The following is a 10,153-nucleotide window of genomic DNA, read 5'->3' as shown; positions in this document are numbered from 1 at the left end:
CCCCCGCCGGATGGCGCCTCCGTGCGGACACCGGACGGGGCGACGGCCGCGACGCAGCCGCGCGACACGGTGCCGCAACGCAACCCTGCTCGTCTGCCGCCGGTCGCGCAGCGCGTCGAGCCCGACCCGCTGCCGGACGCGTCCCCCCTGGACGACGGCTCTCCGCAGGTGCTGGACGCCGCTACGGTCGACCCGGACCAGTTCCTGTGGACGGCGCGCCCCGTGGTGATCTTTGCCGACACTGCGGACGACCCGGCCTTTGTCGACCAGGTGGCATCGCTGCGCCGTGACGGTCGGGCGCTGGCGTCGCGCGACGTGGTGCTTGTCCTCGACAGTGACCCGTCGGCCAACAGCACGTGGCGACAGCAGCTGCGCCCGCAGGGGTTCTCGCTGGTGCTGATCGACAAGGACGGACAGGTCAAGATCCGCCGCCCCGTCCCATGGGATGCCAGAGAGATCGGCCGCGCCATCGACCGTCTGCCCCTGCGCCGGCAGGAGATCGGGCGCGGCAGCGTGATGCGATAAGGCGCAGTGCCGCGAAACTTGTGGATTTGCGGCGCGTTCCCTATATCATGACCGGTATCCGGCACGGTTGCCGGATCAGCAGGAGGGTTGATCATGGCCAATTCGCGTTCCGACCGCAGCCTGTCGCAACCGCGCGCGCCCAAGGCGTCCGCCCGACCCGACGCACCCGTGCTGCGCAGCGAAGCCAAGCCGAAACCGACCGCCGTCAGCCGTGCGAACGAAATCGTGCGCGCCATCGGATTGCGTCCCATCACCGGCCTCTCGGGTCCGAAGATAGGTTACTGACCTCGGTCGCCGACAGACGCTCGCGCATCTGCGCCAGTTCCTGCGGCAGGCGCGCACCGATCTGTGCCGCGGCCTGCGCCTCGTCCTCGTCCAGCATCGCCTCGACCGCTTCGGCGCCGCCGCGCAGGCATTCGGTCAGCACCCGCATCGCCTGCAGGCCGGTATCGCGGGTTTCCTCCATCAGCTCCAGGTAATCGGCCATCATCTGCGCCGCCCGCTTGCCGTCGCTGCGGGCGATCCGGCGCAGGTCCGTGGCCAGCGCGCCCATGATCGACAACAGCCGATAGTAGAGCACGATCGGGTCGATGACCGGCGCGGGCAGGATGTGTATGTCGGAAATCACGGCCGCAAAGATGCGGTCGTTGGCCTGCTGCGGCAGGGTCGGCACGAAATCTCCCGACTCGATGCGCGACACCAGCAGGGCCGCGTCCTGCGGCGACGGCACCTGCTGCTCCAAGGCAAAGACATGCGCCCGGATCTCTGCCAGCAGGGCGCGCTGCAGGTCGGTCTCGCGCGCGCGGCGCAGCGTGGCGTCGCGGCGGCGGGTCTGGGACGCGACGACGATCCAACCGATGGCCACGAAAAGGCCGGTGACGACCGCCTGCTGCAGCTGCGGGCTGAGCCATTGGTCAAGCGGAGCCATGGGAACCTGTCTCGCGCCATGCGCGTCCTGTTTCGGAAGGAGCGATCATGCACCGATTCTGCCTGTCTACCGTCTTGGCCCTGTGGCCTGCCATGGCACCCGCCGACACTGCCCGCGGCCCCGCGCCGCTGCAGGCGGACACGCTTGCCGCACTGCGTTGGCAGGCGCGCCCTGTCGTTGTCCTTGGACCCGAGGCGCAGGTCGCACGGCAGATCGCAGACCTGCAGGCACATGCGGAGCAGTTGGCAGAACGCGAGGTGGTCATCCTGACCGACGGACCCGGTGCAGACGCACTGCGCGATGGGCAGGGGTTCCAGGTTCTGCTGATCGGCAAGGATGGCGGGATCAAGATGCGGTCGGCCAGGCCCGTCGCGGCAGAGGACATCCTGTCCCTGATCGACAGCATGCCGATGCGCCAGCAGGAGATGCGATAGCGCCCGCGCATCATGCCACGCGCCCCCGTGTCAGCGACAGCGCCGCCAGACCTGCGGCGACATGACCGAAAGCCGCCACGCCAAGCGCGGCCTGCCACGACGCATGACCGCCCAGCAGCGCCATCAATGCCGCGCCCCAGATGACCGCCGACAGCGGGATGGCCGCCGCCCAGAACCGCCACCCGCGCCAGCGTCCGGTGCATGCCCCGAAAACCAGCTGGAAGAACGCCAGCCCGACGATCGGCGGCAGCAGATAGGCCAGCGGCACCTGCGTGCCGAGCAAGGGCACGGTCTGCGCCGCCACCGCCGACAGGATGCCCGCCGCGCCCGCCAGCCCAAGTCCGGCCGACAGCAGATAGGCGGGCAGGGCGGGGATCATTCGAACTCCATGATCACGTCGTCGACCTTCAGGCTTTCGCCCGGCGCGGCATTGACGGATTTCACGATGCCCCGGCGTTCGGCGCGCAGGATGTTCTCCATCTTCATGGCCTCGACGGTGGCCAGCGCCTGACCCTCCTGAACCTCGTCCCCCTGGGCGACATTGATCGTCACGATCAGGCCGGGCATCGGGCACAGCAGGAACTTGGACGTGTCGGGCGGAAGTTTTTCGGGCATCAGCCGTGCCAGCTCCGCCGCACGGGGCCGACGCACATGCACGCGCAGGTCAGCCCCGCGCGCACGCAGGCGCAGCCCGGCGGCGATCTTGTCCACCTTCAGCACCAGGGGGCGTCCGTCCACCTCCAGCCGCGCCAGCGACTGGCCGGGGCGCCAATCACCCTCGACCCGGATCGTGCGCCCCGCGATGGCGACGTCGGCACCATGGGCATCGGCGGTGATGCGGACGGACCAGTCCTGCTTGTCCGCGAACACCACCCAATCGTCGCCCACATGGCGTTCGTGGTTGTTCAGGCGGCCGCTGATACGGGTGCGCCGGATCTCGGCCACGCGGTGCATGGCGGCGGCGGCGGCAGCGATGCGGAGCATCTCGTCCTCGGGCAGGGCCGCGCCGTGGAACCCGTCGGGATACTCCTCGGCGATGAAGGCGGTGGTGATGTCGCCCGCGACGAATTTCGGGTGATCCATCACCGCCGACAGGAAGGGCAGGTTATGCCCGATTCCCTCGACCTCGAAGGCGTCCAGCGCGGTGCGCATGGCCTCGATCGCCTCGCCGCGGGTCGGGGCCCAGGTGCACAGCTTGGCGATCATCGGGTCATAGAACATGCTGATCTCGCCGCCCTCATAGACGCCGGTGTCGTTCCTGACCGCGGCCGCACCCGTCGGCGCGCCATGGGCCAGCCACTTGCCCCCGGTCAGCATCGGCCCTGCGGCCACCTCGACCGGCGGGCGATAGCGGGTCAGGCGCCCGATGGAAGGCAGAAAACCGCGATAGGGGTCCTCGGCGTACAGCCGGCTCTCCATCGCCCACCCGGTGATCGTCAAGTCGGACTGCGCGAAGGGCAGCGGCTCTCCGGCCGCGACGCGGATCATCTGCTCGACCAGGTCGACGCCGGTGATCAGCTCGGTCACAGGGTGTTCCACCTGCAGGCGGGTGTTCATCTCCAGGAAATAGAAGTTGCGGCTTCCGTCGACGATGAATTCGACCGTGCCCGCGCTGGTGTATCCGACGGCCTTGGCCAGGGCCACGGCCTGCTGACCCATCGCCGCGCGGGTGGCCTCGTCCAGGAACGGCGACGGCGCCTCCTCGATGACCTTCTGGTTGCGGCGCTGGATCGAGCATTCGCGCTCGTGCAGATAGACTGCGTTGCCGTGCTGATCGGCCAGGACCTGGATCTCGATGTGGCGCGGCTGCGTCACGAATTTCTCGATGAAGATCCGGTCGTCGCCAAAGCTGTTGGCGGCCTCGTTTCTGGAGGACTGGAAACCCTCGCGCGCCTCCTCGTCGGACCAGGCGATGCGCATGCCCTTGCCGCCGCCGCCCGCGCTGGCCTTGATCATCACCGGATAGCCGATCTGGGCACTGATGGCCGCGGCCTCGTCCGCGTCCGCGATCAGGCCCATGTGTCCCGGAACCGTGCTGACCCCCGCGGCCTGCGCCAGCTTCTTCGAGGTGATCTTGTCGCCCATCTGCTCGATCGCGCCGGACGGGGGGCCGATGAAGACGACGCCCTCGGCCTCCAGCGCCTCTGCGAATTTCATGTTCTCGGACAGGAAGCCGTATCCGGGATGGACGGCCTCAACGCCGGTCCGGCGGATCGCATCCATGATCTTGTCGATCACGATATAGGACTGGTTGGCGGGGGCCGGGCCGATATGGACGGCCTCGTCCGCCATGCGCACATGCAGCGCATGGCGGTCGGCGTCGGAATAGACGGCGACGGTGGCGATGCCCATCTTGCGGGCGGTCTTGATGACACGGCAGGCGATCTCGCCCCGGTTGGCGATCAGGATCTTCTTGAACATGGGCTCCCCCCCAGGACGGAACGTGAAAAAGCCGCCCGAAGCGCAGGGCTCCGGACGGCTTTGCAGACGGTCGGCGCGCCGGGCGCGCCGATCAGCAGGTCACTGGCACAGACGGAAGTCGTTGCACAGCGCGCCAGCCGCGCCGCCGATGGCCGCGCCCTTGACGACGTTGGTGCCGCCGACCGATGCGACGGTCGCGCCGACGCCGGCGCCGATGAGCGCGCGGTCAGTGTCGGTCGGGTTGATGCCTTGGGTGCAGCCGGCGATGGCCGTGGTGCCGACCAGGGCAGCGATGGCAAGGAATTTGGACATGGTGAAGATCCCGTGGGTTGGGCGGCAGCCGCGTCAGGCGCGAGCTGCCGATAGGGTGAGAGGTTGCCGCAGCGATCAGTAACGACGCTGGCAGACACCGGCGTCGTCGCACAGCGCGCCGCCGACGGCACCGATCGCGGCGCCGGTTGCCAGGTCTTCGTCCAGGGCCTTCGCGATGACGGCACCGGCAACGGCACCGCCTGCGGCGCGCTGCGCGTCGGGCGAGATGCCGCCGCCCTGATAGCCGGGGGCGCAAGCCGAAAGACCGGCGGCAACCAGGGCCAGGCCGGCAACGCGAAGCGAGAAGAATTTCTGCATGATAGGAAACCTGTCGTAATGGGCCCGTCGGGGGCCGATGGGAGGTGGTAAGGGGCTATCGCATAGCTGATGCCTGCGTCAAACTGACATGCGTGTGACTTCAAGGGGTTCAGCATCAACCTGCGCATCAGTCGTCGTCGGCCTCGTCGTCGTCCCAGCCGTCCTGGTCGTCCCAGTCGAACTCCTGGGGAGCATCCTTGACGAACAGCTCGGGGAAGGCGGCCTCCGCCTCGGCCATGTCGACCTGCAGCAATTGGTCGTAATCGGCAGGGTCGAACTGGCCCACCGGCTTGACCTCGCGGCCGATCAGCCAGGACAGCCGACCGGCATCAAGATTGCCGCGGGGAAAGGGTTCGTCGCCGAAATGCGCGATCAGCGCCGAAAGAAAGCCCGCATCGGCGCGCTTGTCGGCGGGCCTGCGGTCCTTGAACCGCTCGCGGCGCGTGATGGGCGTTGCGCCCTTCTTGCGATTCTCGCGCCGGATGACGAATTGGAAATCGGTGCCGGGCAGACGCCCGGGAAAGCCGCGATGCTTCAGCATGGCAGGGCCCCTGTGCTGGGGCGCGCGGGCCGGATCGCTGCGCACGGGCAGGCTGGCCGCCCGCGCGCAATTGTCGGACGTCTCGTCTTAGCCGAATTTGCTGTTGTAGACAGGCTCGGTCGTGACGGGGTTGACCATGGGTGCGGCCGGGGCGGTCGGGACATAGACGTCGGCAGGCTGCTGGCGCTGGCACGCGGCGAAGGCGGAAACCAGCACGAGGCCGAGGATGATCTTTTTCGACATGGAAACATGCTCCTGTAGGGCGGGCGGTGTTGCGCCCGGCTGCTCGGGTTGTGGTCGGCTTGTTGATCTGCCGGCCTGCGCGGCATGATAGAGAAGCCCGCCGCGATCAGACAGGGACGCAGGAGGGCGGGCGCCAAAGCGCCGCCCCCCTGTGGCCCGGCTGCATCATTCACGACCTTGTGCATCGCGCGCCCGTCCCCGTCAGTCACAGCGGAATGTTGTCGTGCTTTTTCCACGGGTTCGTCAGCCGCTTGCCGCGCAGGCTGGCAAAGGCGCGGGCCACCCGGCGACGCGTCGACCGGGGCTGGATCACCTCGTCGATAAAGCCCTTTTCAGCGGCCACGAAGGGGTTGGCAAAGCGGTCCTCGTAATCCTTGGTGCGGGCGGCGATCTTGTCGGCATCGCCCAGTTCGCTGCGATACAGGATCTCGACCGCGCCCTTGACGCCCATCACCGCGATCTCGGCGGTGGGCCAGGCATAATTGAAATCGCCGCGCAGATGCTTCGACGCCATCACGTCATAGGCGCCGCCATAGGCCTTGCGGGTGATGACCGTGACCTTGGGCACCGTCGCCTCGCCATAGGCGAACAGCAGCTTTGCCCCATGCTTGATGACGCCGCCATATTCCTGGCCGGTCCCCGGCAGAAAGCCCGGAACGTCGACCAGCGTCAGGATCGGGATTTCGAACGCGTCGCAGAACCGCACGAAGCGCGCGGCCTTGCGCGAGCTGTCGATGTCCAGGCAACCGGCCAGCACCATCGGCTGGTTGGCGACGACCCCCACCGTTTGTCCCTCGATGCGGATGAAGCCGATGATGATGTTGCCCGCGAAATCCTTCTGGATCTCGTAGAAATCGCCCTCGTCCGCGACCTTGGCGATCAGCTCCTTCATGTCATAGGGCTGGTTCGGGTTGTCGGGGATCAGGGTGTCCAGGCTGGGCTCGATCCGCGCGGGGTCGTCGAAGAAGGGCCGGGTCGGGGCCTTTTCGCGGTTGTTCAGCGGCAGGAAGTCGAACAGCCGGCGGATCTCCGACAGCGCCTCGACGTCGTCTTGGAACGCGCCGTCCGCGACGGAGGATTTCCGGGTATGCGTGGACGCACCGCCCAGCTGTTCGGCGGTCACGACCTCGTTCGTGACCGTCTTGACCACGTCGGGCCCGGTCACGAACATGTAGGACGTGTCGCGCACCATGAAGATGAAGTCGGTCATCGCGGGCGAATAGACCGCGCCACCCGCACAGGGGCCCATGATCACGCTGATCTGCGGCACGACGCCCGATGCCAGCACGTTGCGCTGGAACACGTCGGCATAACCCGCAAGGCTGGCCACGCCCTCCTGGATGCGCGCGCCCCCCGAATCGTTCAGCCCGATCACCGGCGCGCCGTTCTGCATCGCCATGTCCATGATCTTGCAGATCTTCTGGGCATGAGTTTCCGACAGCGATCCGCCGAAGACGGTGAAGTCCTGAGAGAAGACATAGACCATGCGGCCGTTGATGGTGCCCCATCCGGTCACCACCCCGTCGCCTGCCGGGCGGTCGTCCTGCATGCCGAAATCGGTGCTGCGATGGGCGACGAACATGTCGAACTCCTCGAGGCTGTCCTCGTCCAGCAGCAGGTCGATGCGTTCGCGGGCGGTCAGCTTGCCGCGGGCGTGCTGGGCGTCGATGCGCCGCTGGCCGCCGCCAAGCCGGGCCTGCTGTCGGCGTTCTTCCAGCTGCTGCAGAATGTCCTTCATCGCGCCCTCCTGATCCGGTGCCCTAGGCTAGACTGCGATGCAGGTGCAGCAAAGACAATTCGGGGGAATTTGCAAAATATAGAAGCGAATGTTCATGCTAATTGCATATGTGCAAACACATGCTGCGGCAGCCTCTTGACGCGGGCCGGGCAGGGGGGCAAGCCACGCATATGGGATTGCAGATCGACATCGCGGCCATCGTGGCCAATCACGCGGCACTGGCCGCACTGGCCCCCGGCGCGCGTGCCGCCGCCGTGGTCAAAGCTGACGCCTATGGCCTGGGCGCCGACCGCGTCGCCCCGGCCCTCTATGCCGCCGGCGTGCGCGATTTCTTCGTGGCCCTGGCGCATGAGGGACGGGCGATCCGGCCGCTGCTGCCGCAGGACGCGCGCATCAACGTGCTGTCGGGGAACATGGAGGGTGCGGACCTGACCGGGCTGACCCCGGTCCTGAACAGCCCTGCGCAGTTCTTTCGTGATCGCGCCATGCGCCCCGGTCAGCCCTTCGCCATCCAGCTGGACACCGGGATGAACCGCCTTGGCATGGAGGCCGCTGAATGGGGCGCCATCCGGGACGAGGCGCTGGCCGCCGGACCGGCCTTCATCATGTCGCACCTGGCCTGCGCGGACGAGCCCGACCACCCCGCCAATGCGGCGCAGCTGTCCGCGTTCCGCGCAATGACCGATGGCTGTGACGTGCCGCGGTCGCTGGCCGCGACCGGGGGGATCCTGCTGGGACCGGATTACCATTTCGACATGGTGCGCCCCGGCGTGGGTCTGTACGGCGGGCTGCCCTTTGCGCAGGCCCGCGGCGTCGTCACACTGTCACTGCGCGTGATCCAGACCCGTGACGTGCGGAGGGGAGAGATGGTCGGTTATGGCGCCAGTTGGCACGCGCCGCGCGACTGTCGCATCGCCACCGTCGATGCGGGCTATGCCGACGGCATCCTGCGTTCGCTGTCGGGTAAGGGTGCGCAGCTGTTCGCCGCCGATGTGGCCTGTCCGGTCGTCGGGCGCGTGTCGATGGACCTGATCACGGTGGACGTCAGCGATCTGGATGCGGTGCCAGACCGGCTTGACCTGATCTGCGCGCATCAACCCATCGACCGTCTGGCCGACATCGCCGGCACCATCGGATACGAGGTGCTGACCTCGCTTGGGCTGCGCTACCAGCGGACCTATCTGTGACGCCCATCCGGGCGATCGGACGACCCGCCCTGCGCGCCACCCGGACCATCGGGGCGGTGGCGCTGTTCGCGATGCGGGGGCTGTCGGGGTTCGGGACACCCCGTGCAATCGTGCGCCAGGTGATGCAGATCGGCTGGCTGTCGCTGCCGGTCGTAGGGCTGACGGCGTTGTTCACCGGGGCGGCGCTGGCCCTGCAGATCCATTCGGGCGGAGAGCGGTTTCAGGCCGGCGACGTCGTCCCGGCAATCGTGGCCATCGGCATGGTTCGCGAACTGGGGCCCGTCCTGGGCGGCCTGATGGTCGCCGCCCGCGTCGCCAGCAGCATCGCCGCCGAGATCGGGACCATGCGCGTCACCGAACAGATCGACGCGTTGGTGACTCTGTCGACCGACCCGGTCCGCTGGCTGGTCACGCCCCGGCTGTGGGCGGCGATCCTGTGCATGCCGGTGCTGGTGGCCACGGGCGACATCATCGGCATCATGGGCGGCTGGCTGGTGGGCACGACGTCGCTTGGGTTCAATTCGGCCAGCTACATCGCGAACAGCTGGGCATATCTGGAGCCGTGGGACGTTACCTCTGGCCTGATCAAGGGGGCGGTCTTCGGACTGGTCATCGCGTTGTCGGGATGCTGGTTCGGCATGCGGTCGGGGCGCGGCGCGGCAGGCGTCGGACGGGCCACGACCAATGCGGTCGTCGCCGCCGCCGTCGGCATCCTGGCTGCGAACTTTGCGCTGACCGGGCTGTTCTTCGAATGATCCGGACCTTCGGCCTCAGCAAATCCTTTGGCGCCAAGCGGGTCCTCGACAGCGTCGATCTGAGCGTCGCCACGGGCGAGAGCCTGTGCGTGATCGGCCAGTCCGGCACCGGCAAGTCGGTCCTGCTGAAATGCATCCTGGGGCTGGAACGCCCCGATGCGGGGCAGGTGCTGTGGAACGGCCAGCCGCTGGACCGGGCACGCTTCATGGCGCGGTTCGGGATGCTGTTTCAGGGGGCGGCCCTGTTCGACAGCCTGTCGGTCTGGCAGAACGTCGCCTTCCGCCTGCGCCAGCGGATGGACGACCGCCGCGCCCGCGCTATCGCGCTGGACAAGCTGGCGCGCGTGGGGCTGGCTTCGGACATCGCCGACCTGATGCCCGCGCAGCTGTCGGGCGGCATGGCCAAGCGCGTCGGCCTGGCCCGCGCCATTGCCGACGACCCGGCGGTGATCTTCTTCGACGAACCGACTACCGGGTTGGACCCGATCCGCGCGCGGGCCATCGATGCGCTGATCCGCGGCATCGTGACCGAAACAGGGGCCACCGCGATCACCATCACGCATGACATGGCCAGCTGCCGGATCATCGGCGACCGTGTCGCGCTGTTGGCGGATGGTCGCATCGCGCATGACGGCCCGGTGGCGGACATGGACCGCGCGCCCGCCTTGGCCGGTTTTCTGGGAATCCCGTCTGCCGGGGTCAGTGATCATGCGCGATAAGGATGCAACTTTTGCACATGCTTGGCCGTTCT

The 10,153-nt window shown here is 67.8% G+C and carries 14 protein-coding genes; 6 read left to right on the top strand and 8 right to left on the bottom strand.

The window, feature by feature from the left end; translation table 11 throughout:
* Nucleotides 1–525, top strand: a 525-nt coding sequence (locus FHD68_RS04300) for a DUF4174 domain-containing protein (protein ID WP_139085307.1), incomplete at its 5' end; no start/stop codon positions are given.
* A 93-nt stretch (nt 526–618) separates the two neighbouring features.
* On the top strand, nt 619–810 hold the full coding sequence (locus tag FHD68_RS04295) for a hypothetical protein (protein ID WP_045984253.1): 192 nt from the start codon (nt 619–621) through the stop codon (nt 808–810).
* On the opposite strand, the gene FHD68_RS04290 is transcribed toward FHD68_RS04295, so the two are convergent.
* The gene (locus FHD68_RS04290; protein WP_127898602.1) at nt 776–1,453 is read right to left on the bottom strand and encodes a hypothetical protein; all 678 of its coding nucleotides are present in this window, start codon (nt 1,451–1,453) and stop codon (nt 776–778) included. The two genes, FHD68_RS04295 and FHD68_RS04290, sit on opposite strands and share 35 nt — an antisense overlap.
* Before the next feature lie 47 nt (nt 1,454–1,500).
* On the opposite strand from FHD68_RS04290, the gene FHD68_RS04285 reads away from it, so the two are divergent.
* On the top strand, nt 1,501–1,887 hold the full coding sequence (locus tag FHD68_RS04285) for a DUF4174 domain-containing protein (protein WP_127898601.1): 387 nt from the start codon (nt 1,501–1,503) through the stop codon (nt 1,885–1,887).
* A gap of 10 nt (nt 1,888–1,897) precedes the next feature.
* Here FHD68_RS04285 and FHD68_RS04280 read toward each other — a convergent pair whose 3' ends face one another.
* From FHD68_RS04280 to FHD68_RS04255, 7 genes are all read right to left on the bottom strand, one after another.
* Nucleotides 1,898–2,266 carry a hypothetical protein gene (locus tag FHD68_RS04280; protein WP_127898600.1) on the bottom strand — a complete coding sequence of 123 codons (369 nt, stop codon included), beginning with the start codon at nt 2,264–2,266 and terminating at the stop codon, nt 1,898–1,900.
* Nucleotides 2,263–4,308: an acetyl-CoA carboxylase biotin carboxylase subunit gene (locus tag FHD68_RS04275; protein WP_127898599.1), complete on the bottom strand. Its 2,046-nt coding sequence runs from the start codon at nt 4,306–4,308 to the stop codon at nt 2,263–2,265. Before FHD68_RS04275 ends, FHD68_RS04280 begins: the two co-directional genes overlap by 4 nt.
* A 99-nt stretch (nt 4,309–4,407) precedes the next feature.
* Entirely contained in the window at nt 4,408–4,620 is a 213-nt protein-coding gene (locus FHD68_RS04270; RefSeq protein ID WP_042246739.1) for a hypothetical protein, read from the bottom strand.
* Nucleotides 4,621–4,695: 75 nt separating this feature from the next.
* Nucleotides 4,696–4,938 (bottom strand): hypothetical protein, encoded by a 243-nt coding sequence (locus FHD68_RS04265; protein WP_045999109.1) that lies wholly within the window; start codon nt 4,936–4,938, stop codon nt 4,696–4,698.
* A 127-nt stretch (nt 4,939–5,065) separates the two neighbouring features.
* On the bottom strand, nt 5,066–5,479 hold the full coding sequence (locus FHD68_RS04260; RefSeq protein WP_045983965.1) for a hypothetical protein: 414 nt from the start codon (nt 5,477–5,479) through the stop codon (nt 5,066–5,068).
* An 87-nt stretch (nt 5,480–5,566) separates the two neighbouring features.
* Nucleotides 5,567–5,722, bottom strand: coding sequence for a hypothetical protein (locus FHD68_RS18915; RefSeq protein WP_157001723.1), 156 nt, complete (start codon nt 5,720–5,722; stop codon nt 5,567–5,569).
* Nucleotides 5,723–5,927: 205 nt separating this feature from the next.
* The gene (locus FHD68_RS04255; RefSeq protein WP_139085304.1) at nt 5,928–7,460 is read right to left on the bottom strand and encodes an acyl-CoA carboxylase subunit beta; all 1,533 of its coding nucleotides are present in this window, start codon (nt 7,458–7,460) and stop codon (nt 5,928–5,930) included.
* Between the two features lie 170 nt (nt 7,461–7,630).
* Between FHD68_RS04255 and alr the strand changes: the two genes are divergently transcribed.
* The 3 genes from alr to FHD68_RS04240 are packed head-to-tail and all read left to right on the top strand — an operon-like array spanning nt 7,631 to nt 10,121.
* On the top strand, nt 7,631–8,647 hold the full coding sequence (gene alr / locus FHD68_RS04250) for an alanine racemase (RefSeq protein WP_127898597.1): 1,017 nt from the start codon (nt 7,631–7,633) through the stop codon (nt 8,645–8,647).
* A complete protein-coding gene (locus FHD68_RS04245) occupies nt 8,644–9,402 on the top strand; it encodes an MlaE family ABC transporter permease (RefSeq protein WP_127898596.1) in 759 nt (252 codons plus the stop codon). Before alr ends, FHD68_RS04245 begins: the two co-directional genes overlap by 4 nt.
* Complete coding sequence (locus tag FHD68_RS04240; protein ID WP_127898595.1) at nt 9,399–10,121, top strand: ABC transporter ATP-binding protein; 723 nt, start codon at nt 9,399–9,401, stop codon at nt 10,119–10,121. Before FHD68_RS04245 ends, FHD68_RS04240 begins: the two co-directional genes overlap by 4 nt.
* Nucleotides 10,122–10,153: the final 32 nt, after the last annotated feature.

Source organism: Paracoccus marcusii (assembly GCF_006151785.1).
Lineage (GTDB): Bacteria > Pseudomonadota > Alphaproteobacteria > Rhodobacterales > Rhodobacteraceae > Paracoccus > Paracoccus marcusii.
Note: the sequence above shows the minus strand (reverse complement) of the source record. Positions and strands in the feature narration are given on the sequence as shown.

Excerpts from the sequence above, each read along its gene's own strand:
- FHD68_RS04265 (WP_045999109.1), bottom strand. The coding sequence starts at position 4,938 with ATGCAGAAATTCTTCTCGCTTCGCGTTGCCGGCCTGGCCCTGGTTGCC.
- FHD68_RS18915 (WP_157001723.1), bottom strand. The coding sequence starts at position 5,722 with ATGTCGAAAAAGATCATCCTCGGCCTCGTGCTGGTTTCCGCCTTCGCC.
- FHD68_RS04280 (WP_127898600.1), bottom strand. The coding sequence starts at position 2,266 with ATGATCCCCGCCCTGCCCGCCTATCTGCTGTCGGCCGGACTTGGGCTG.
- FHD68_RS04270 (WP_042246739.1), bottom strand. The coding sequence starts at position 4,620 with ATGTCCAAATTCCTTGCCATCGCTGCCCTGGTCGGCACCACGGCCATC.
- FHD68_RS04240 (WP_127898595.1), top strand. The coding sequence starts at position 9,399 with ATGATCCGGACCTTCGGCCTCAGCAAATCCTTTGGCGCCAAGCGGGTC.
- FHD68_RS04290 (WP_127898602.1), bottom strand. The coding sequence starts at position 1,453 with ATGGCTCCGCTTGACCAATGGCTCAGCCCGCAGCTGCAGCAGGCGGTC.
- FHD68_RS04275 (WP_127898599.1), bottom strand. The coding sequence starts at position 4,308 with ATGTTCAAGAAGATCCTGATCGCCAACCGGGGCGAGATCGCCTGCCGT.
- FHD68_RS04285 (WP_127898601.1), top strand. The coding sequence starts at position 1,501 with ATGCACCGATTCTGCCTGTCTACCGTCTTGGCCCTGTGGCCTGCCATG.
- FHD68_RS04295 (WP_045984253.1), top strand. The coding sequence starts at position 619 with ATGGCCAATTCGCGTTCCGACCGCAGCCTGTCGCAACCGCGCGCGCCC.
- FHD68_RS04260 (WP_045983965.1), bottom strand. The coding sequence starts at position 5,479 with ATGCTGAAGCATCGCGGCTTTCCCGGGCGTCTGCCCGGCACCGATTTC.
- alr (WP_127898597.1), top strand. The coding sequence starts at position 7,631 with ATGGGATTGCAGATCGACATCGCGGCCATCGTGGCCAATCACGCGGCA.
- FHD68_RS04255 (WP_139085304.1), bottom strand. The coding sequence starts at position 7,460 with ATGAAGGACATTCTGCAGCAGCTGGAAGAACGCCGACAGCAGGCCCGG.